15 protein-coding genes and 1 pseudogene are annotated in these 21,207 nt (G+C 74.3%); 4 read left to right on the top strand and 12 right to left on the bottom strand.

The genetic code is table 11. The features are described 5' to 3' along the window. Positions 1-13: 13 nt before the first annotated feature. The 4 genes from AB0D46_RS07200 to AB0D46_RS07185 all read right to left on the bottom strand — a co-directional run bounded on the left by AB0D46_RS07200 (position 14) and on the right by AB0D46_RS07185 (position 6,275). Positions 14-1,147, bottom strand: a complete 1,134-nt coding sequence (locus AB0D46_RS07200) for a hypothetical protein (protein WP_362876273.1) — start codon at positions 1,145-1,147, stop codon at positions 14-16. Positions 1,148-1,272: 125 nt separating this feature from the next. Next, positions 1,273-1,788, bottom strand: coding sequence for a protein phosphatase (locus tag AB0D46_RS07195; RefSeq protein ID WP_362876272.1), 516 nt, complete (start codon positions 1,786-1,788; stop codon positions 1,273-1,275). Between the two features lie 24 nt (positions 1,789-1,812). Then, a complete protein-coding gene (locus AB0D46_RS07190; RefSeq protein WP_362876271.1) occupies positions 1,813-2,562 on the bottom strand; it encodes a hypothetical protein in 750 nt (249 codons plus the stop codon). Between the two features lie 149 nt (positions 2,563-2,711). Beyond that, on the bottom strand, positions 2,712-6,275 hold the full coding sequence (locus AB0D46_RS07185) for a S8 family serine peptidase (protein WP_362876270.1): 3,564 nt from the start codon (positions 6,273-6,275) through the stop codon (positions 2,712-2,714). Between the two features lie 191 nt (positions 6,276-6,466). On the opposite strand from AB0D46_RS07185, the gene AB0D46_RS07180 reads away from it, so the two are divergent. Both AB0D46_RS07180 and AB0D46_RS07175 read left to right on the top strand, forming a co-directional pair. Further along, complete coding sequence (locus tag AB0D46_RS07180) at positions 6,467-7,951, top strand: MFS transporter (RefSeq protein WP_362876269.1); 1,485 nt, start codon at positions 6,467-6,469, stop codon at positions 7,949-7,951. Positions 7,952-8,125: 174 nt separating this feature from the next. Then, positions 8,126-8,197: pseudogene (locus tag AB0D46_RS07175) on the top strand (hypothetical protein); the annotation flags it as partial. Between the two features lie 42 nt (positions 8,198-8,239). Here the strand turns inward: AB0D46_RS07175 and AB0D46_RS07170 are convergent. The 3 genes from AB0D46_RS07170 to AB0D46_RS07160 form a co-directional block, all read right to left on the bottom strand. Continuing rightward, the gene (locus AB0D46_RS07170) at positions 8,240-8,506 is read right to left on the bottom strand and encodes a DUF6126 family protein (protein WP_362876268.1); all 267 of its coding nucleotides are present in this window, start codon (positions 8,504-8,506) and stop codon (positions 8,240-8,242) included. A gap of 118 nt (positions 8,507-8,624) precedes the next feature. Then, positions 8,625-9,323, bottom strand: a complete 699-nt coding sequence (locus tag AB0D46_RS07165; RefSeq protein WP_362876267.1) for an XRE family transcriptional regulator — start codon at positions 9,321-9,323, stop codon at positions 8,625-8,627. A gap of 58 nt (positions 9,324-9,381) precedes the next feature. Further along, positions 9,382-10,965, bottom strand: coding sequence for an ATP-dependent DNA ligase (locus AB0D46_RS07160; RefSeq protein ID WP_362876266.1), 1,584 nt, complete (start codon positions 10,963-10,965; stop codon positions 9,382-9,384). Between the two features lie 164 nt (positions 10,966-11,129). On the opposite strand from AB0D46_RS07160, the gene AB0D46_RS07155 reads away from it, so the two are divergent. Together AB0D46_RS07155 and AB0D46_RS07150 are read left to right on the top strand one after the other, a co-directional pair. Continuing rightward, on the top strand, positions 11,130-13,844 hold the full coding sequence (locus AB0D46_RS07155; RefSeq protein WP_362876265.1) for an alpha/beta fold hydrolase: 2,715 nt from the start codon (positions 11,130-11,132) through the stop codon (positions 13,842-13,844). Next, positions 13,841-14,704 (top strand): ABC transporter permease, encoded by an 864-nt coding sequence (locus AB0D46_RS07150; protein ID WP_362876264.1) that lies wholly within the window; start codon positions 13,841-13,843, stop codon positions 14,702-14,704. Before AB0D46_RS07155 ends, AB0D46_RS07150 begins: the two co-directional genes overlap by 4 nt. 125 nt (positions 14,705-14,829) lie before the next feature. On the opposite strand, the gene AB0D46_RS07145 is transcribed toward AB0D46_RS07150, so the two are convergent. From AB0D46_RS07145 to AB0D46_RS07125, 5 genes are all read right to left on the bottom strand, one after another. Then, positions 14,830-15,819, bottom strand: a complete 990-nt coding sequence (locus AB0D46_RS07145) for a D-2-hydroxyacid dehydrogenase family protein (protein ID WP_362876263.1) — start codon at positions 15,817-15,819, stop codon at positions 14,830-14,832. Further along, complete coding sequence (locus tag AB0D46_RS07140) at positions 15,816-16,763, bottom strand: aldo/keto reductase (RefSeq protein ID WP_362876262.1); 948 nt, start codon at positions 16,761-16,763, stop codon at positions 15,816-15,818. Before AB0D46_RS07140 ends, AB0D46_RS07145 begins: the two co-directional genes overlap by 4 nt. 239 nt (positions 16,764-17,002) lie before the next feature. Continuing rightward, positions 17,003-18,160: a galactokinase gene (gene galK, locus AB0D46_RS07135; RefSeq protein WP_362876261.1), complete on the bottom strand. Its 1,158-nt coding sequence runs from the start codon at positions 18,158-18,160 to the stop codon at positions 17,003-17,005. Next, complete coding sequence (gene galT / locus AB0D46_RS07130; RefSeq protein WP_362876260.1) at positions 18,157-19,215, bottom strand: galactose-1-phosphate uridylyltransferase; 1,059 nt, start codon at positions 19,213-19,215, stop codon at positions 18,157-18,159. Before galT ends, galK begins: the two co-directional genes overlap by 4 nt. Positions 19,216-19,229: 14 nt before the next feature. Next, positions 19,230-21,074, bottom strand: coding sequence for a beta-galactosidase family protein (locus AB0D46_RS07125; protein WP_362876259.1), 1,845 nt, complete (start codon positions 21,072-21,074; stop codon positions 19,230-19,232). Positions 21,075-21,207: the final 133 nt, after the last annotated feature.

The following is a 21,207-nucleotide window of genomic DNA, read 5'->3' as shown; positions in this document are numbered from 1 at the left end:
GAGCCGGCCGGGATCAGTCACGGTCGGGCAGCGGGACCAGCCGCGAGAGCGCGATCCCGCCGCCGAGGTCCGCCGCGTCCGCGGCTCCCGCCCCCGGTACGCACCACAGCCGGGTACGGGGACCCGCGTGCGCCGCCACCCCGGCGGGCAGGCCGACGGCCACGACGTGCGTGACGGCGTAGACGGCGGTGAAATCCCGGTCCCGGGACAGTTCCAGTGCGGTGGCCGCGCCCAGACCCCGGCCGACCAGGGCCAGTTCGGCGCCCGAGGGGACGTCGCCGCGCACGGCCCGCGCCACCGCGCGGGGCGTCACGCGGTCCCGGTCCGGTAGGTGGACCACGTGCCGCAGCGTGCCGTCCGTACCGGTCAGCTCCTGGACGAGCACGGCGTCGAGGCCGCCGATCAGTCCGGTGTTGCGTACGTAGCCGGCCAGGGTGGCGGTGGTATCGGCGCCGAACGGCGCGCCCTCCCCCGGGGCCGGCGGATCCTCCCGTACCGGGCCCGGGTCGAAAAAGGCGCGCAGCGCGGCGCCCAGGCCGAGGAGGGGACGGGCGGTCACGGCCCGGCCGGTGGCGACCTGCCAGCCCGCGTGGTCGTTGAAGGGGTTCTCATCGGTCAGGGCCCGCCAGGCCAGGATGTCGGCGAAGGACGGCGCCAGCGCAGTGAAGGCGTACCGGGTGCCCCGCTCGCGGACCACGGCCCGGAACGCGCGGGTGGCCTCGGCCTGCCGGTCCTGCGCCACCGCCAGCAGGACGGCCGCGCAGTCGGGGTCGGCGTACAGCTCGGGCCGGTCCAGGCCGGCTACCCGGATCCGGGCCTTCAGACCGCACACGGCGGTGCTCACGGCGAGGTTCTCCCGGCCGGCCAGGATCCCGGCGAGCCAACCGGCGCTCGCCACGCCCCGCCCGCGCGGGGCCCAACCGAGTCCGGCGGGGTCGGTGAGGATGCGCAGCAGGGTGCGCCAGGCCCGGCGGCGGCCTCCCCGGCCCAGCAGCGCGGCCGCCGGCATCCGGGCTCCGAGAGCGAGTCCGGATGCGTACCGGGCGGCCTCGCCGACGGCGTCGGCTGCTTCGGCGAGCTCCCGGCACAGGGCGTCCAGCGTTTCGGCATCCGGGTCGGTGGCCGGTACGGTCACGGCGTCGGACATGGGGTTCCTCGCGTCGTGCGCAGGGGGCGGGGGGCAACCGGGGACCCCCGCAACGTCGGCGGTCCACGGATGGTGACTTCCGGATCACCGTACGTCGCCCTCCCGGGGCGCGCGCTCCGACTGCGCTACGGGAGTGGGTCGAGCCCGCCGAGCAGGGCTGCCGTGTCGAGGCCCGCCGTGAGGTATTCGGTGAAGACGGTGTTGTGCAGGGCCCAGGGCGAACGACGTCGGCGGATCAGCTCGATCGCGGCATCGGCGGGCACGCCGCGGTCGACGAGGCACTGGGCCACGACGAGTCCCGATCGGTTGTATCCGGAGTAACAGCGCACGAGGGTGCGGCGGCCGGAGTCCAGGGCCTGTCCGGCGGCGCGGGCGAGGTGTTGGACGTCGCGCAGTTGGACGGTGGTGAGGGCGGCGTCCGGTATCTCGTTGACGATGTGCTCGGCGCCCGGACCCGGTCCGTGGCCCGGAAGGGTGAACAGGCTGATGACGAGGTCGAACTCGTTCGCGACGACGGCGGTGCGCAGGCCCCCGGTGTCGTCGGCCCAGATGTGCCCGCCCATCCACAGGCCGGGGGTGATCTCGTCCCAGCGGGTTGCGGGGTCGGGCACGTCGGAGGGCTTCCGGTTGGTCTTGGTCATGCTTTCGGATCGTACAACAGCAGTTCAGTCAACGGGAGTTGCCCCAAACACGGCTCCCCGGAACGCGGCGCGCAGGGAGCTGCCGCGGCCGGGTCCCGGGGTGGTGCGCAGGGTGGCCCAGCGGCCGTGGCGGGGGGAGATCCACAGGGCGGGCCCGGTCCCGGACGGGTCGTGGTGGGCCCATACCCCGGCGGGCGCGGGGTGCCAGAGCAGGCCGCGGGCGGGGGTGAGTTCGCCGGTGCGGATGCGCAGCGATTCGGCCGTCCAGGCGCGGGCGATGGGCTGGTCGGCGCCGGACAGCAGGTGCCGCAGGAACCGGCCGAGGTCGGCGCCGGTGGTGTGCAGGGTCCCGCCGGCGGGCCGGGTGCGGGTCATGCCGAGGGGGGCCCAGATGCGGGTGGCGGCGAATTCGGTCGGCGGGACGCCGCACAGGTGCTCGGCGAGGCGGGTGAGCGCGGCCAGGGCGGCCGGCGCGTCGGCGTGGGTGAGCAGGTGGTGGGCGGTGGTCGCGCCGGGCAGCCCGTCGGCGGCCGGTCCGCCGTAGACGCCGAGGGGGGTGTGCAGGGCCAGCTCGCCACGGGTGACGAGGCTGCCGAGCACGGGCCACACGGCCAGTACGCCCGTCAGGGCGCCGGCGTCGAAGGGGCTCTCGTCCTCGCCGTCCGAGGCCGCGGGGTCGGGCTCCGCCGAGCCGACCGCCCAGACCGCGTCCGGGTCGGCGCGGCGCACCAGGGCCTCGATCCGGGCGCCCTGCTCGCTGTGCGGGGTGGTCATGGTCGGCCACGCTACGTCGCCCCGCGCGGAGCGCCGGGCAGGAGGTGGCGAAGTCGCCGTCCGCCACCCGAATGCCGGGGGCGGGGCGCCCGGGCAACCGCCCGGACGCCCCGCCCGCTTTCCGTTCCGGCCCGTCCAGCGGGTGGGCGTCAGCCCCGGTCGGGGCGGTCGGTCACCCGCAGCGTGTTCAGCAGGGGTTTGCCGAACCCGCTGTGCGTGACGAAGCGGAGGTTGAGCACCCCGTCCGTGACGGTGACCGTGTAGCTCTTGGTCAGGGCGGTGTAGGTGCCCGCCTCCAGCGAGATGTCCAGGGAGGGCAGGACCTGCGCGCCCTCGGCCAGGACGTCGAAGACGCGCTTGTTCGGCTTGGCGGCGGAGAGCTCCGCGAAGCCCAGTTCCACCGTGTAGGTGCCGTTCGGCACGTTGTCGAAGCGGTACTCGTACATGCCCTCGCGGGCGTTGCGGAACAGCCGCTGGTCGTCCGTACCGGCGATGGCTCGGCCGGTGGACTGCACGGTGGCGTTGCCCTGGTAGCCGTAGGAGCCGGGGGTGTACTTGCGGTCCGGGGACCAGGCGTCACCGGCGGCGTCCGTGGCGGGGTAGTCGGAGCCCGCGTCCAGGGCGAGCTGGTAGCGCGGGATCACGATCTTGACCGGGACGGTGAGGACCGGGCTGCGGCCACTGGCCGAGCTGATCCTCAGGTCGGCGGTCAGTACCGTGCCGGCGGCCAGGCCCCCGGTGTCCACCGCGAGGCTGAGCGCCGCCTTGCCGCCGGTCGGCAGGTTGCCCTCGGCCGGGGTGACGGTCAGCCACGCGGCGTCCTCGGCCACCGTGAACGCGGTGCCGAGGCCGGGGTTGGTGAGGTCGAGGGTGCGGGTGCGCTTCTGGCCGGCGGGCAGGACGATCTCCACCGCGTTCTTGGCGGCGGTGACCTTGCCGGTGCGCAGGGTCCGCGTCACGGTCGTGACGTCGGCCGGCTTGACGTCGACGGCCGCCTGGGCGGACTCGTAGGACGGGGCCGTCAGGGAGAGCGGCCGGTTCCCGGACGGGCTCTGGACGACGTAGCCGCCGTCCGCCGCGGTGACGGCGGAGACGGCGCCGTCTCCGCTGCCGACGGTCACGGTGGCGCCGCCGACGCCGTTGCCGTCGTTGGCGTCGAGGACCCGGCCGGCCACCACGCCGCTCTTGGTGGTGCGGAAGCCGATGGACAGGCCGTCGGTGATGACCGGGGTGTTGAAGGAGTACTTGAAGGCGTCGGTGCCGGTCGCGTTCTCCAGGCCGACGGTGGCGGTCGAGCCGCCCTTGATGCCGGTGCCGCCCGTGCCCTTGTAGGAGTAGGTCACGGCGCCGTCCTCACCGATGGCCGCCGCGAAGGAGAACTTCTCCGTCTGCGCCGACCAGTGGGACACCTCGCGCCACTCGATCACGTAGCTGCGGTGCGGGGCGGTGCCGGTGACCGCGGTGAAGACGCCCGAGCCGCTGCCCGCCGCGCCGACGACGAGATCGTCCCAGAAGGGGTACAGGGCCGCGTTGGGCGTGGCCGTGCTCGGCAGGTCACCGTTGATGTCGCCGGTGTGGTTGCCGCCGAAGCTGACGGTGCCGTTCGTCCCGATCCAGGCCTGGGCGTACGTCTTTCCGTACAGCGGCAGCGGGAAGGGGAGGTCGACGCGCTCGGTGGTGTTGTCACCGGTCAGCGCGAGCTGCCGGTTCCCGGCGGGGTACGGGCGGTCCCCGGCGGCGGCGCAGGCGTAGCCGTAGCCGTCGGTGCGTTCGGGGAGGTCGATGGCGGTGGTGGTGTCCCCGCCGACGGTGACCTTCGCCGTACCCGCGGTGACGCAGCGGGAGGGGTGCGCGGCGTTCACGTCGTACGTGCCGTGCGGCAGGGTGACCTCGAAGCGGCCCTGGGCGTCCGTGGTGGCGCTCACGGGGGTGTCCGCGACGGTGACGGTCGCGCCGGCGGCGGGCCCGGCGGCCGAGGAGACGGTACCGGTGAGCTTGCCGGAGGCGGCCTGGACGAGGGTGAAGTCGCCGGTGGCGGTGGCGTTCTCGGTCACCGTGGCCGTCGCGGTCCGCTGTCCGTAGCCGAACTTGGACGCGGTCAGCGCGTACGCGCCGACGGACAGGGCGGTGAACCGGTAGCTGCCGTCGGCGGCCGTGGTGGCCGTACGGTCGATCGGGCCGTCGGCGGTGACCTTGACACCGGCGACGGGCTCGCCGCCGGCGGTGCGGACGGTGCCGCCGAGCGCGCCGATGGCGCCGCGCGGGGCGGCGTTCAGGGCGGCGAGGGCGTCGAGCCGGCCCTCGCCGAAGACGTTGTTGTCGGCCGCGCTGCCGCCGCACTGGCCGTTGTCGGTGTCCGCCGCGGTGCCGTCGAGGAGGGACTCGGTCTGCGCGACGTCCCCTTCGAGGGCGGGGGCCGCGGACCAGAGCAGCGCCACGGTGGCCGCGGTGTGCGGGGAGGCCATGGAGGTGCCGGAGAAGGCCTCGTAGGCGCCGCCCGGGACGGAGGACCGGACGTTCACGCCGGGCGCGGCGATGTTCGGCTTGACGATGCCGCCGGGGCCGGCGCCGCGCGAGGAGAAGGACGCGATCGTGTTGTTGATGTCGAAGGCGCCGGAGCTGTAGGAACTCGCGTAGTCGCCCGGGGAGCCACTGGTGGAGCAGCCCGGTCCGGCGTTGCCGTTGGAGAAGGCCGGGAAGATTCCGGCGGCGCGCCAGGTGTTGACGATCTCCTGGTACCAGGTGTCGCCGCCCGAGCCGCCCCAGGAGTTGTTGACGACGTGCGGGGCCAGGTCGGGACGCGGGTTCTGGCCGTTCAGGTCGGTCGGGGCGACGATCCACTGGCCGGAGGCGAGCAGGGAGGCCTCGGAGCAGGAGTTGGACTCGCAGCCCTTGGCGGCGATCCACTTGGCCCCGGGGGCCACGCCGATCTTGTTGGCGCCGCCGTCGTCGCCGACCATGGTGCCCATCGTGTGGGTGCCGTGGTCGTTGTTGTCGCAGGGCGCGGCGGTGTCGCAGACGCCCGCCGGGTCGAACCAGTTGTAGGCGTGGTCGTAGGACCCGTCCGCGTTCTTGCCGCGGTACTGGTTGTTCACGGCCGGGTGGGTGTGGTCCACGCCGCTGTCGATGTTCGCGACGACGATGCCCTCGCCGCGCACTCCGGTCTGCTCCCACACCTGGGGGGCCTTGATCCGGTCGATGTTCCACTCGACGGCGTCGGCCAGGGCCTTCTCCCGGTGGCCCTCGGCGGGCTCGGGGAGGGTGACCTGGTCGTCGGCGTCGATGCGGGAGACCTCGGGTCGCTGTGCGAGCGTCCCGGCGAGCTTTTGGCTGCCCACGACGCGCACCGCGTTGACGATCCAGTACGAGGTGTACTCGGCCTTCGCTCCGGCCAGGGCCTTGACCACCTCCGCCTGACTGCGGGCGGCGTGGTCCTTCTTCAGGCGCAGAACCGTTTCTGCCTTGGCGGCGCGGGTCTGCTGTTTCCCCGCGGCGGTCAGGTCGGCGGCGCTGTCGAGATAGACCCAGAAGACGGCTTTGGCCGACTCGTCGAGCTGGGTGCGGAGCTCGGGCTCGATCTTGCGCTCGGCCGCGCTCGGTACGGGGCCGGGTTCCGGCGCGGCGGCGGCGACACCCGCGCCGACGGGCAGGAGCAGGACCGAGGTGAGCGCGGCGAGCGCCGTGCGTAAGGATCGTCTGTTGCGTTGGGCCACGTGGGGTCTCCTCGTACGCCTTGTGGACAGGTTGTGCGGAACGTGCGCATGTGACGTGCGCGGGTCATGCTGAATGAGATGCCATGCTCATAACAAGAGGGCCTTATGAGCCGTCCCGGAGGGCCTCGCGGCCGGGTCGCGCGCGCGTTCGCCGGGTGGCCTTCCGCCACCGCGCGCGCCAGCCTGGGGTCATGACCTCACCCGCGCCCGACGTCCGCCTCGCTTCCGCTCGGGGCCGGTGGATCCTGTTCACCACCGTCCTCGGATCGGCCATGGCCATGCTGGACTCGACCGTGGTGAACGTGGCGCTGCCGCGCATCGGGCGGGATCTCGACGCCGACCTGGCCGTCCTGCAGTGGACGGTGAACGCCTACCTGCTGACCCTGGCGGGGCTGATCCTGGTCGGCGGGGCGCTCGGTGACCGGTTCGGACGGCGTCGGATCTTCGTGCTCGGCGTGGTGTGGTTCGCGGCCGGATCCCTGCTGTGCGGGCTGGCGCCCAACGCCGGCGTGCTGATCGCCGCCCGCGCCCTCCAGGGGGTCGGGGGCGCGCTGCTGACCCCCGGCTCCCTCGCGCTCATCCAGGGCTCCATCCGGGCGGAGGACCGGGGGCGGGCGGTCGGCCTGTGGTCGGGCCTCGGGGGTGTCGGCGCGGCGGTGGGGCCCTTCCTCGGCGGCTGGCTGGTGGACGGGCCGGGCTGGCGGTGGGTGTTCCTGCTGAACGTGCCGCTGGCCGCGCTGTGCGTGCCCGTCGCCCTGAGACACGTACCGGAGTCGAGGGATCCGCAGGCGCACGGGCGGTTCGACGTGCTCGGCGCGGTACTGGGCGCGGCGGCGCTGGCGCTGATCACCTACGCGCTGATCGAGGCCCGGTCCGGATCCCCGTTCGTCGTCGCGGCGGCCGTGGGCGGGCTCGTCCTGGCCGGGGCGTTCGTGACGGTCGAGCGACGGCGGGCCGATCCGATGGTGCCGCCCGCCATCTTCGCCTCCCGCCAGTTCACCGCGGTCAACCTGGTCACCGTCTGCGTGTACGCGGCCTTCGGCGGGTTCTTCTTCCTCATCGTGCTCCAGCTCCAGGTCGTCTCCGGGTACTCGGCGCTGGCCGCGGGGGCCGCCCTGCTGCCGACCACCGCCCTGATGCTGCTGCTGTCGGCCCGCTCCGGAGAGCTCGGGGAACGCATCGGACCCCGGATCCCGCTGACGGTGGGCCCGCTGCTGTGCGCGGCCGGCATGCTGCTCACGATGCGGGCCGGACCCGACGCGTCCTACGTACGGGACGTGCTGCCCGCCCTGCTCATCCTGGGCGCCGGCATGGTGACCCTGGTGGCCCCGCTGACGGCGACCGTGCTGGCCTCGGTGGACCCCGGGCGGGCGGGCCTGGCCAGCGGCATCAACAACGCCGCCGCCCGCGCCGCCGGTCTGCTGGCCGTCGCCGCACTGCCGCTGCTGGCGGGGATGGGCCCGGACGCGTACCTGTCCGCCGAGGCCTTCGACGGCGCGTTCCGGCGCGCCATGCCCTGGTGCGCCGGGGTGTTGGTGGCCGGATCCGCGCTGGCCTGGGCCACCGTACGCTCCCCCGCGCCCGGCGCCCCCCACCCGCAGTGCCGCACCCAGTGCGGGATGACCGCGCCACCGCTGGAGCCCCCGGGGACCGCGCGGACGGGTCCGCCCCGATGAAGGGGAGCCGGGCGGGGGCCGTCCGCGCGGGCGCCGGCCCGCGGCGCCCGCGGCCTCGGCGTCGCCCGCCCGGACCGTACGCCGCGGCGGTGGCTGCCGGACGCGGTCCACGGCCGATCGGGGGCGCCGCGACCCGCGCACCGCTGACGCCGACTCCCACCGGCGGCTGACTCCGTGTGCTGGAACGCGGCGGCGGACCTCACGGCGGGCACGCTTGTCTCCGGCGTCGGGGTGGTGTGCCTGGCGCGCGTGCGGCCGCCCCGTGACCTGCCCGTCGCCGCGCTGCGCCTACTGGTTCTCGGCGCCCAGCACGAAGAGCAGGTAGACGAAGAAGGCGAAGAGGTGGCCCACGAAGAGGTAGGCGATCAGTCGGATGATCAGGCCGCGGGGGAACTTGGACTCGATGCGGCTGATCAGGGTCGGCGCACCCGCCGACTGCGCGGCGACCTCCGCGGGTGCGGCGACGTTCGCGGCTGCGGCGGCCCCTGCCGGGGTGTCGGCCCCCGCCGGGGTGGCGCTCTCGGTCCTCGCGGTGGTCCCGGTGACGTGCGGCACGTTCTCTCCCTCGGACTGTGACGGGTTCTTCGACGGGGCCGGTGACTGCGGCCGGGCCGGCGACGGGGGCCGGCTCTGCGAGTGGGGCTGCGACGACGACACGGATGCGGCTCCTCGGTCAGCGGGGGTGGTGCTCGGCGCCGCCGAGGCACAGCCCCGCGAGGCTGCTCTGCAGCAGGGTGTGGACGAACAGCAGGTCGACTCCGTCAGCCGTGGCCGCGGCGATCCGGTGCGGGGTGAGCGAGTCGAAGTGCGCGCTGTCGCCCGGCTCCAGGAAGTGCTCGCTCTCCCCCAGGTGCAGCCGCAGCCGCCCCCCGAGGACGTACAGCCACTCCTCCCCGGGATGGACGCGGACCAGTTCGCCCTGTCCGCGTTCCCGCGCCCCCTTGCCGACGGGGGCCGGCGCGGGGACGTGTACCCGTAGCGCCTGCATGCCGCGGCCGGAGCCGCCGGCCTGCCAGTACGTCCACCCGTCGGCCTCGCGGGCCCCCGGACCGCCGGCCCGTACGATGGGATCGGCCGTGGCCGGTGTTTCACCCAGCAACTCGGAGACGGTCGTCCCGTAGGTCCGGGCGAGTCCGAGCAGCAGCGGGAGCGAGGGCTGACGGCGACCGGTCTCCAGGCGGGACAGGTGCGCGGGCGAGAGCCGCGCCCGCGCGGCGGCCGCCTCCAGCGTCAGTCCGGCGCGTCGGCGCAGGTCGCGCAGTTGTGGGGCCACGGTGGGCAGCTCGGCGACGATGCCGTCGGGCGTGTCGGGGTCCGGGGCGGTCTCGGGGTCGACCGCGTCGACGGAACCGACACCGGGGGCGGGAGTCATACCCCGATTGAGCCAGAGACTTGCCTTTCTGGCAATCTCCCTTGCCTCCGGGGCAAAATCACCCGTCCCCCGCCTCCGCCTCCCCCACTGCGGACCCCTCGGAAGACGGGGCGGTGGCGCCCTGGCCGAGGACGGCCTCCACCGTATCCGCCTCCTCGGCCGTCTTGTCCGGGCGGTGGCGCAGGACGCGGGCGAAGCGCAGCGCCACTCCCGCCGGGTAGCGCGTGGAGCGCTGGAGGCCGTCGTAGGCGATCTCGACGACCAGTTCCGGGCGGACCCGGATGGTGTACCCGTCGTCCTCGACCGCCAGCTCCGTCAACCGCTCCGTCTGCCAGGTCAGCATGGCGTCGGTGAGGCCCTTGAACGTCTTGCCGAGCATGGCGTAGGTGCCGTCGGCGGCCCGGGCGCCGAGGTGCAGGTTCGACAGCAGGCCGGTGCGGCGCCCGTTGCCGCGTTCCACGGCGAGCACGACCAGGTCGAGGGTGTGCACGGGTTTCACCTTGAGCCACTGCTTGCCGCGCCGGCCGGCCGCGTAGCCGGAGTCGAGCGCCTTGACCACGACCCCTTCGTGGCCCCGGCCCAGGGTCCGCGTCCAGAACTCCTCGGCCCCGGCCGTCGCCGTCGCCGGGTCCTGCGCCACCAGCCGGCGCACCCGGTGCGCCTCGGGGACCAGCGCGGCGAGTTCCGCGTACCGCTCGCGCACGGGCAGGTCGAGCAGGACCCGGTCGCCGGAAAGGAGCAGGTCGAAGAAGTACGGGGTCACCGGGAGCGTCCGGCGGGCGGCGGCCACGTCCAACCGGGAGCCGACCCGGCTCGCGATCTCCTGGAAGGGCACCGGGCGGCCGTCGGGGGCCTGTCCGATGACCTCGCCGTCCAGGATGAACCGCTCCCCGGGGAAGGTGCGGACCAGTTCGGCCACTTCCGGGAGCCGGTCGGTGATCTCGTCGAGGGAGCGGGTGTGGATCCGTACGTCGTCCCCGTCCCGGTGCACCTGCACGCGGATCCCGTCGAGCTTCTCCTCGACCGCGCAGGGGCCGAGCGCGCTCAGGGCGGCGGCCACCGACGGGGCGGTGCCGGCCAGCATGGGTTGGACGGGCCGCCCGACCCGCAGCGTCACCCGCTCCAGCGCGACGGCGCCCTCGGCCAGGACGGCGGCGGCGACCCGGGACAGCGACCCGTCGAGCATCACGGCCCGGCGCAGGGCCACCGCGGGCACCCCGGCCGCGGCGGCCACCCCGTCCAGGGCCACGGCGTCCAGGGCGCCCTGGCGGACCTCCCCGGACAGCAGGCTGCGCAGGAACCGCTGTTCGGGCCCGGTCGCGGAGCCCATCAGGGTGTCGACGATCCGGGCGCGCTCGGCCTGCGCGCCGGGTCCGGCGACGGCGGCGAGCTCGGTGACGGCGGCGTCGACCCCCGACACGGTGAGGGACGGCTCGGGAGCGGCTTCGCTCGTCCGGCCGAGGGTGCGCCACCCGACGCCCGGGCGGCCCTGCGGGAGCCGCCCGGCGAGGTAGGAGACGACCAGGGCCGCCTCCTCGGGCGGCGCGGCGGCGAACAGCTCGGCCAGCAGGGCGGTCTTCCGGGACCTGGCGGAGGTTTCGGCCACCTCCAGGGACACGCGCGCGACCTCGGAGAGCAGCATGGGGTCCATCCTGCCGCCGACGGCTCCGCGGCGCAGCCCGACGTGCCGACGGGGCCGTGTACCGCAGGCGCGGTACGGCGGTGACCGGGTGTAGTCCTGGAGAAGGTGGGGGGCTACGCCTGGAGGAGCTCGGGTGGGGAGACCAGGGGCTTTAGGGTTCCGGTATGAAGCTCCGACTGCCACGGCGCCGCCGAGACCGCCTGCTCTCCGGTGTCACCGCGTTCGCCGTCCTGGCCGGCGCCGGTACCTGGACCGCGGCCGCCGCGTCCGGGGACGCGCCGGCCGTGCGCCGCCAGGACCAGGTCCTGGCCCTGCCAGGTGCCGGGATCGACACCTCCTACTTCACGGCCGGCGGCGGGGACGGGAAGCGGCCCGCGGTCCTGCTGGGCCACGGCTTCGGCGGCAGCAAGGACGACGTCCGCGCGCAGGCCGAACGGTTGGCGCGCGACGGATACGCCGTCATGACCTGGTCGGCGCGCGGATTCGGCCGCTCCGGCGGCCTGATCGGGCTGAACGATCCCGAGCACGAGGTCAAGGACGTCTCCGCGCTCGTCGACTGGCTGGCGAAGCGCCCCGAGGTGCGCCTGGACGCCGCCGGTGACCCCCGGGTGGGCGTCGCGGGCGCCTCGTACGGCGGCGCGGTCTCGTTGTTGGCCGCGGGGTACGACCGGCGGGTCGACGCGATCGCCCCGCAGATCACGTACTGGAACCTGGCCGACGCCCTGTTCCCGCAGGGCGTGTTCAAGAAGCTGTGGACCGGGATCTTCTTCACCACCGGCGCGGCGGGCGGCCTCCAGGCCGGTCCGCAGGCCCCGGCCGCCACCCCCGCGGGTCCGCCCGCGGCTGCGGGCTGCGGCCGGTTCGAGCCGCAGCTGTGTGCCATGTACGAGCGGGTCGCGGTGGCGGGCAAGCCCGACGCCGAGGCCCGGGAGCTGCTGGAGAAGCGCAGTCCGTCCGCCGTGGGCGACCGGATCAAGGTTCCGGCGCTGATCGTGCAGGGTCAGGACGACTCCCTCTTCCCCCTCGACCAGGCCGACGCCATGGCCAAGGCCATCGCGGCGAACGGCGCGCCCGTCGCCGTCGACTGGGCGGCGGGCGGTCACGACGGCGGCATGCGCGAATCCGCCCGGATCGAGGCCCGGACCTCGGCCTGGTTCGACCGTTACCTGAAGGGCGATGAGGGCGTGGACACCGGCCCGGCCTTCCGGGTCTCGCGCTCCGGCGGCATCGACTCCACCGACGGGCAGGTCAAACTCCGCGGCGCGACCGGCGACACCTACCCGGGACTCGGCTCCGCGCCGCGCGAGTTCGCCCTGTCGGGCCGGGAGCAGACCTTCGCCAATCCGGCCGGCGGGACACCGCCCGCGCTGTCGGCCCTGCCGGGCATCGGCGGGCAGCTCGCCGCGCTCGGGACCGGCGTCGCGCTCGACTTCCCCGGGCAGAACGCCCGCTTCGAATCGGAGCCGCTGACCGAGGACGTACGGATCACCGGGACCCCGGCTGTGACCCTGAAGGTGAGGTCGACGGCTGCCGACGGTGCGGCCGTCCTGTTCGGCAAGGTGTACGACGTGGGCCCCGACGGGCGCCAACAGGTGCTGCCGAACCAGTTGGTCGCCCCGGTGCGGGTGGAGGACGCCCGGGAGAGCGCGACCGTACGGCTGCGGCTCCCGGCCATCGACCACGCCGTCCGGGCCGGACACCGGCTGCGGCTGGTGGTCGCCGCCACCGACCTCGGCTACGCGTCCCCGGCCGCCCCGGCCGCGTACACCGTCTCGGCGGAGGGGCCGCTGGCCGTGCCCGTCGCGGCCGGGGTCGCCACGGCCGCGACCGACCTGCCCGCCTGGACCTGGTGGCTGCCGCTCGGCGCGGTGGCGCTGGCCGCGGCGCTCCTCGGGATCCGGCGCACCGGCGGGGGTCGCGGCGGGAGCCGGGTGGGAGAAGCGCAGCCCGAACCCGCGCTGGCCGACGTACCCCTGGACATCACCGGGCTGACGAAGCGCTACGCCAAGGCCGCGGACCGGTACGCGGTGCGGGACCTGTCCTTCCGGGTCGAGAAGGGGCAGGTGCTCGGCCTGCTCGGGCCCAACGGCGCCGGGAAGACCACCACGCTGCGGATGCTGATGGGGTTGATCTCGCCGGACGCCGGGGAGATCCGGGTCTTCGGGCACCTCATCCGGCCCGGGGCGCCGGTGCTGTCGCGGGTCGGGGCGTTCGTGGAAGGTGCCGGTTTCCTCCCGCACCTGACCGGCCGGGCCAACCTGGAGCTGTACTGGCAGGCCACGGGCCGTCCCGCCGAGGACGCGCACCTGGCGGAGGCGTTGGAGATCGCCGGGCTCGGTGACGCGTTGGAGCGCGCGGTGCGCACGTACTCGCAGGGCATGCGCCAGCGGCTCGCCATCGCGCAGGCCATGCTCGGCATGCCGGACCTGCTGATCCTCGACGAACCGACCAACGGTCTGGACCCGCCGCAGATCCGCGAGATGCGGGACGTGATGATCCGCTACGCCGCCGCCGGGCGGACGGTCATCGTCTCCAGCCACCTGCTGTCGGAGGTCGAGCAGACCTGCACGCACCTGGTCGTGATGGACCGGGGCCGGCTCGTGCGGGCGGGCGAGGTCTCCGAGATCACCGGCGGCGGCGACACGCTGCTGGTCGCGTTGGAGGGGCCGGTGGACGCGGTGACCGTGGAGAAGGTCGCCGCCCTGGAAGGGGTCGGTTCCGTGCTGCCCGCCGACGAGGGGCTCCTCGTCCGGCTCGACGGCGTGAGCGCCGCCGGGCTGATCGCCGAACTCGTACGGCTGGACGTCCCGGTGTCGGCGGTGGGGCCGCACCGACGGCTCGAAGACGCGTTCCTCACCCTGATCGGAGGTGCGGCGTGAGCGCCGTACAGGAGACCGCGCCGGGCTACCGGGCGAACCACACCCTGCCGCTGCGGGTGGAGGCGCTGCGGCAGTGGCGCCGGCGGCGGACGCTGGTGATGGCCGGGGTGCTGGCCGCACTGCCGTTCATCATGATCATCGCGTTCGCGGTGGGTGGCGGCGACGACGGGCCGGGCGGCGGCAACGGCCGGATCAGCCTCATCGACACGGCGACGGAGTCGGGCGCGAACTTCGCGGTCACCTGCCTGTTCGTGTCGGCCGGTTTCCTCCTGGTGGTGCCCGTCGCGCTGTTCTGCGGGGACACGGTGGCCTCGGAGGCCGGTTGGTCCTCGCTGCGCTACCTGCTGGCCTCGCCGGTCCCCCGGGCCCGGCTGCTGTGGAGCAAGCTGGTGGTGGCGCTCGGGTTCAGCCTGGCGGCGATCGTGCTGCTGCCGGTGGTGGCGCTCGTCGCGGGCACGGCCGCGTACGGCTGGGGGCCGCTGAAGCTGCCGACGGGCGGGGCGTTGGCGGCCGCGGACACGCTGCCGCGGATCGCGCTGGCCGTGGCGTTCGTCTTCGTCTCGCAACTGGTCACGGCCGGGCTGGCGTTCTGGTTGTCGACGCGGACGGACGCGCCGCTGGGCGCGGTGGGCGGAGCCGTCGGCCTGACGATCGTCGGGAACGTGCTGGACGCCGTCACCGCCCTCGGCTCGTGGCGCGAGTTCCTGCCCGCCCACTGGCAGTTCGCCTGGGCGGACGCCCTGCAGCCGCAACTGGAGTGGGGCGGGATGATCAAGGGTGCGGCGGTGTCGGTGTCGTACGGGGTGGTGCTGTTCGCGCTCGCCTTCCGGGGGTTCTCCCGCAAGGACATCGTGTCCTGAGGCGGCCGGGATCCGCTTCGCGGACCCGCCCGAGGGCCCCGCACCGTGCCGACAGGCGGGTGCGGGACCCTCGGGCGTTCGGGGCTCCTGCCGCGGGTTGCGGCCGGGTGTCCGGCCCGGCTCCGCTACGGGAGGACGCGTACGGGTGAGCCGTCGAGGAAGGCGAGGACGTCCTCGACGGCTTCGCCGTAGTACGTGGCGTAGTTGGCCCGCGTGACGTAGCCCAGGTGCGGCGTGGCCAGGAGGTTCGGCGCGCTGCGCACCGGGTCCGCCGCGGGCAGCGGTTCGGTGTCGAAGACGTCCAGGGCCGCGCCGGCGATGCGCCCCTCGCGCAGCGCGTCGAGGAGCGCGTCCTGCTCGACGATGGCGCTGCGCGAGGTGTTGACCAGGTACGCGTGCGGTCGCATCAGGGCGAGTTCGGCGGCCCCGATCAGGCCCCGGCTGCGGTCGCCGAGCGCCAGGTGGACGGAGACGAAGTCGGCGTCCGCGAGGAGTTCCTCCAGGGACCCGGCGAGGCTCACGCCCACCTCGTCGGCGCGTTCCTTCGTGAGGTTGGCGCTCCAGGCCGACACCTCCATCCCGAAGGCGAGGCCGATCCGGGCGACCCGGCTGCCGATCTTGCCGAGACCGAGCAGGCCGAGTCGCCGGCCGTGCAGGTCGGCGCCGACGGTCCGCTGCCAGGGCCCCTCGCCGGAGCGCAGGGCCGCGCTCTCCACGGCGATCCCCCGGGCAAGACCGAGGAGCAGCGCCCAGGTCAGCTCGACGGGCGGGGTGGAGGAGCTGGCGGTGCCGCATACGGTCAGGCCGGTGCGCGCGGCGGCCTCGTAGTCGATGACCGAGTTGCGCATGCCGCTCGCGACGAGCAGTTTGAGGCGCGGCAGCCGCTCCAGGAGGCTCGCCGGGAAGGGCACGCGTTCGCGGAGGGTGACCACGACGTCGAAGTCGGCGAGCCGGGCGGCCAGTTCGTCCTCGTCGTCGAGGTGGTCGGCGTACGTGACCACCTCGACGCCGCGGGCGGTGACCTCGGACCAGTCCGCGAGGGTGGTGGCCGCGCCCTGGAAGTCGTCCAGGACGGCGCAGCGCAGGGGCGCCGCCGCGGCGCGGGTGTCCGTCACGCGACGTCCCCGGCGACGGCGTCGATCTCCGCCAGGAGTTCCGCTTCCAGCGGCCGGTCGGCGACGGCCGCGTTGGCGCGCACCTGCTCCGCGGAGGTGGCGCCCGCGATGACGGAGGCGCAGCCGGGCTGGGCCGAGAGCCAGCCGATGGCGAGTTCCAGCACGGTGCGGTCGTACTTCTCGGCGATCGCGGCGAGCGCCTCGACGGTGTCGAGGCGCTCCTCGGTGAGGTAGGCGTCGCGCCCTTCGAGGCGGGAGCCCGCCGGGACGGCCGCGCCGCGCCGGATCTTGCCGGTGAGCAGGCCGTTGGCGAGCGGGAAGTAGGGCAGGACGCCCACTCCGTAGTGCAGCGCGGCGGGCACGAGTTCGCGTTCCGCGGAGCGTTGGAGCAGCGACCATTCGTTCTGTGCCGACACGAAGGGCGTCGCGCCCGTCTCGCGGGCGACGTGGGCGGCTTCGGCGAGCTGCCAGCCGCTGAGGTTGGAGTGCCCGATGTAGCGGATCTTGCCCTCGGTGACGAGCTCGGTGAGGGCGGCGAGGGTTTCGGCGATCGGGGTGGCCGGATCGGGGCTGTGCAGCTGATAGAGGTCGATGTGGTCGGTCTCCAGGCGGCGCAGCGAGGCTTCGACGGCGCGCCGGACGTAGGCGCGGCCGCCGCGGGCTCCGGCGGCGGCCCCGTACCCCATGTCGACGCCGTCGTAGCCGAACTTGGTGGCGAGGACGACCTGGTCGCGGCGCCCCTTGAGGGCTTGGCCGAGGTGGCTCTCGGAGCCGCCGCTGCCGCCGTAGATGTCGGCGGTGTCCAGGAGGGTGATCCCGGCGTCGAGGGCGGCGTCGACGACGGCGCGGGTGGCCCGGGCGTCGAGCCGGCCGCCGAAGTTGTTGCAGCCGAGGCCGACGGTGGAGACCTGAAGTCCTGAACGGCCCAGGGGGTTGTACTGCACGTGTTCGCTCCTCCGCGATCGTCCGGTGCCTTGTGCGGCAAGTGATCACTCTAGGCCCGCCGATGGGGCGGCGGTACGGGGCCGTGTGAACGCTCCGTGTCGCGCGTCCGGCGGGCGTGGGCCGGCGGCCGTGTGACCCCGGCCGGTGCCCGCCCCCGCGCTCTTCGGTACGCCCGGGGCGTGTTGCGAAAGTGGCGCCGAGCGCCCGAGGGGCCGGGCGGGACCTTCACAACACGCCCTTAGAGGATCCGGGCCGCGCCGGCGGCGGGCACGGCCCGGGTCACGTGCGGAGCGGTGAACCCGGCGGCGGCGAACGCGCCCTCGACGGCTCGGGTCACCTCCGCCTCGGCCTCCGCGTCGATCAGGGCGAGGGCCGAGCCCCCGAAGCCGCCGCCCGTCATCCGGGCTCCGTACGCGCCGGCCGCGTTGGCCGTGGCCACCGCCAGATCGAGCTCCGGGCAGGACACCTCGTAGTCGTCGCGCAGCGAGGCGTGGCCCTCGGTGAGCAGCGGCCCGGCGGCGCGCAGCCGGCCGGCGCGCAGCTCCGCCTCGACCCGCAGGACGCGTTCGTTCTCGGTGACGATGTGCCGGACGCGGCGGCGCCCGATCGGGTCGGTGAGCCGGGACAGCGCCTCCGGCAGGTCCGCGTACGCCAGGTCGCGCAGCGCGGGCAGCCCCAGCGCGGCGGCGGCCCGATGGCAGGAGCTGCGGCGCGCCGCGTAGGCGCCGTCGGCGAGGTCGTGCTTGACCCGGGTGTCGATGACGAGCAGCCGCAGCCCCGACGCGGCGCAGTCGAAGGGGATGTGACGTTGTTCGAGGGTGCGGGTGTCGAGGTGCAGGGCGTGCCCCGCGGAGGAGCAGGCCGAGGCCATCTGGTCCATGACCCCGCAGGGCACGCCGACGTACGCGTTCTCGGCGCGCCGGGCCAAGGTCGCCAGCTCCGCGCCGGGCAGCGGGATCCCGTACAGCTCGGTGAGGGCCATCGCGGTGGCCACTTCCAGGGCCGCGGATGAGGACAGGCCGGCCCCGGTCGGCACGTCGGAGCGCACGTACAGGTCCGCCCCGCCGACCGGAAGGCCCGCCTCCAGCAGCGCCCACGCCACGCCTGCCGGGTACGCCGTCCAGCCGGCCGGGCCGCGGGGGGTGCCGCCGGGGGTCAGGTCGGTGAGGTCCAGGGTGACGACGCCGGAGGGCACGTCGGCGGAGTGCAGTCGGAGCTCGCGGTCGGTGCGGCGGGCCGCGGCCACCTCCGTGCGCTGCGGGAGCGCGAAGGGCAGCGCGAACCCGTCGTTGTAGTCGGTGTGTTCGCCGATCAGGTTGACCCGGCCGGGCGCGGCCCACACGCCCTCGGGCGGGCTCCCGTACAGGTCCTGGAACCCCTGGGCCGCGCGGTTCACGGACTCGCCACCTCCCGCAGCCGGGCGGCCGCGTCCTCGGGCCGGACGTCGTTCATGTAGGCCTCCATTCCGGACTCGGTCCCCGCGAGGTACTTCAGCTTGTCCGCGGTGCGCCGGACGGTGAACAGCTCCAGGTGGAGCGCGAAGTCCTCGCGTCCCTCACCGGTGGGCGCCTGGTGCCAGGCGGAGATGTACGGGGTCGGACCGGGCAGTGCGAACAACCGGTCGAAGCGGCGCAGCAGTTCCAGGTAGAGCCCGGGGAGTTCGGCGCGGGCCGCGTCGCCGAGGGCCGGGAGGTCGGGTACCCGGTCGTGCGGATGGAGGTGGACCTCGTAGGGCCAGCGGGCGGCGTACGGGACGAAGGCCGTCCAGTGCTCCCCTTCGAGGACGACGCGGGTGCCCTCGGCGCGCTCGGCCGCGAGGACCTCCTCGAAGAGGTTGCCGCCGGTGCGGGCCCGGTGCGCGGCGACGGTGGCCAGCATGCGGCCGGTGCGCGGGGTGACGAACGGGAAGGCGTAGATCTGGCCGTGGGGGTGGGCGAGGGTGACGCCGATCTCGGTGCCCCGGTTCTCGAAGCAGTAGACCTGCCGGACGCCTTCGCGTGCGGCGAGTTCGGCGGTGCGGTCGGTCCAGGCGGCGAGGACCAGTGCGGCGCGGGACTCGTCCAGTTCGGCGAAGGAGGTGCGGTGGTCGGGGGTGAAGCAGATGACCTCGCAGCGGCCGGTGTCGCCGGCGAGGGAGGGGAAGCGGTTCTCGAAGACGGCCACCTCGTAGTCCGGGGCCGGGACCTCGCTCGCGTGCGCGGCGGTGGAGGGGCACAGCGGGCAGTCGTCGGCGGGCGGCAGGTGGGTGCGGCCCTGACGGTGGGAGGCGATGACGACGGCGTCCCCGAGGAGCGGGTCGCGGCGCACCTCGGAGGTGGGGGCGGTGGCGGCTCCGAGGGGGCGGGTGTCGGGAACGGTGCGGACGGGGGCTTGGTCCCCGTCCGGATCCTTGTCCGTGTCGTAGTAGAAGATCTCGCGGCCGTCGGCGAGGCGGGTGCTCGTGCGATTCACGTACCGATCTTCCCTCACTGGGGGGTGATGGCGGTGGGGCGGCCCAGGTCGGGTCGGTCGCTCAGTCGGAGTTCGGCGCCGGGGCGTTCCATTTCCAGGACCACGATCTCGTTCCCGGCGGCGTGCCACAGGGGGGCGGGGGCGTACAGGGTGCGCTGCGGGCCGCGCGGGGTGTCGTAGTGGCCGAGGAGGAATCCGTTCAGCCAGACCAGGCCGGTGCCCCATCCGGAGAGGTCGACGAAGCCGTCCGCCGGGGGTGCGTCGGGGGTGTGGGAGAACCGGTGGAAGGTGGGCTCCTGCGCCGTGGGCTCCTGCGCCGTGGGTCCGGCGGGGTCGGTCAGGGGGGCCGGGGCGGTCCCGGTGTCCGTCGGTGTGGACCAGTCGAGGCCGCTCAGGTCGGTGAGCGGGAGCGGGGTGATCTCCCACTCGAACAGGTGCTGGTGGCCGTGGCGCACGCCGCGCCAGATGCCCTTGCGGTCGTCGAGCAGCGGCCCGTAGTTCACCCGCCCCAGGGCCCGGACCAGGATGTCGAGCACGACGCCCTCCTCGCCGACGGGCAGTTCGAGGCCCTCGTCGGGGGCGTTGCGGTCGAGGGCGCCCAGGGGCCGGCCGTCGGCGAAGAGGTACGCGTGGTCCCCGAGCCCGTCGATCCTGATGGGCATGGCGGGGCGCGGCCCGGTGATGGTGGTCCGGTAGTGGATCAGGCCGTGGTCCTGGCCGAGCTTCTCCATGGACTCGGGTGCGGGACGCAGGACCGGTTCGCCTCCGAGGGTCCCGAGCGCGCCGAGCAGTGGGGCGACGCCGGCCGGGATCGCGCGGGCCGGGGCCATCCGGGGCGGCGGGGCGGGCAGCGGGCCGTCGGGCAGGGGGAGGTACTTGCCGATGACCTCGCGGAAGGCGTGGAACTTGGGGGTGAGTTCACCGGCTTCGCCGATCGGGGCGTCGTAGTCGTAGCTCGTGACGGTGGGCTGGTAGCCGGGGTCCGCGGGCCGCGACCCGGTGTGGTTGGCGCCCGCCCGGAAGCCGAAGTTGGTGCCGCCGTGGGCCATGTAGAGGTTGACGGAGGCGCCGGTGGCGAGGAGTTCGTCGAGGGATTCGGCGGCTTCCCGGGCGTCGCGGACGTGGTGCCCGTCGCCCCAGTGGTCGAACCAGCCGATCCAGAACTCCATGGCGGTCAGCGGGCCGGTGCGCTGGTAGCGGCGCAGGACGTCGAAGCGTTCCGCGGGCCGGGCTCCGAAGGTGGCGGTCGCGAGCCGGCCGGGGACGGTGCCGCCCTGGAGCATGGCGTCCTCGGGGCCGTCCGCGGTGAAGAGCAGGCAGTCGATGCCGCGGTCCGTCAGGGCGCGGTCGATGTGGGCGCGGTAGCGCGCGTCGTTGCCGTACGAGCCGTACTCGTTCTCGATCTGCACGGCGACCACCGGGCCCCCGCGGCTCGCGAGGTGGGGCAGCAGTTCGGGTACGACGAGGTCGAACCAGCCGTCCACCTCGGCCTGGAATCGGGGGTCGGAGCACCGCAGGTGCAACCCGTCGATGGCCAGGAGACGGGCGGGCAGACCTCCGAAGTCCCATTCGGCGCAGATGTAGGGTCCGGGCCGGACGACCGCGTCGAGCCCGAGGTCCTGGGCTATGCGCAGGAACCGGCCGACGTCGCGCCATCCGGTGAAGTCGCCCTTGCCCGGGCCGGTTTCGTGGAAGTTCCAGGGGACGTACGTGTCCACGGTGTTGGCCCCCATGGCCCGCAGCCGACGCAGCCGGTCCTCCCACAGGTCGGGATGGACCCGGAAGTAGTGCAGGGCACCCGAGACGATGCGGTGGGGCCGGCCTGCCCGGCGGAATCCGTCCTGGTCGTGCGTGAGCATGCGCTGGCTCCCGGAAAAGGTCGAAATGCCGTGAGGTGCGGGGCTGCAAGCCGAATATATGAACGGCCCGTCCGCGCAGTCAATGACCGGTTGAACGCAATCAATCGAAACGATCGATTCGATTGCCTATGAT

Origin of the sequence: Streptomyces sp. NPDC048383, from assembly GCF_040651775.1 — a bacterium.
Taxonomy (GTDB): Bacteria; Actinomycetota; Actinomycetes; order Streptomycetales; family Streptomycetaceae; genus Streptomyces.
Note: the sequence above shows the minus strand (reverse complement) of the source record. Positions and strands in the feature narration are given on the sequence as shown.

Coding starts and splice junctions, on each gene's coding strand:
- AB0D46_RS07160 (WP_362876266.1), bottom strand. CDS start 10,965: ATGCTGCTCTCCGAGGTCGCGCGCGTGTCCCTGGAGGTGGCCGAAACC.
- AB0D46_RS07125 (WP_362876259.1), bottom strand. CDS start 21,074: ATGCTCACGCACGACCAGGACGGATTCCGCCGGGCAGGCCGGCCCCAC.
- AB0D46_RS07155 (WP_362876265.1), top strand. CDS start 11,130: ATGAAGCTCCGACTGCCACGGCGCCGCCGAGACCGCCTGCTCTCCGGT.
- AB0D46_RS07165 (WP_362876267.1), bottom strand. CDS start 9,323: ATGACTCCCGCCCCCGGTGTCGGTTCCGTCGACGCGGTCGACCCCGAG.
- AB0D46_RS07195 (WP_362876272.1), bottom strand. CDS start 1,788: ATGACCAAGACCAACCGGAAGCCCTCCGACGTGCCCGACCCCGCAACC.
- AB0D46_RS07180 (WP_362876269.1), top strand. CDS start 6,467: ATGACCTCACCCGCGCCCGACGTCCGCCTCGCTTCCGCTCGGGGCCGG.
- AB0D46_RS07190 (WP_362876271.1), bottom strand. CDS start 2,562: ATGACCACCCCGCACAGCGAGCAGGGCGCCCGGATCGAGGCCCTGGTG.
- AB0D46_RS07200 (WP_362876273.1), bottom strand. CDS start 1,147: ATGTCCGACGCCGTGACCGTACCGGCCACCGACCCGGATGCCGAAACG.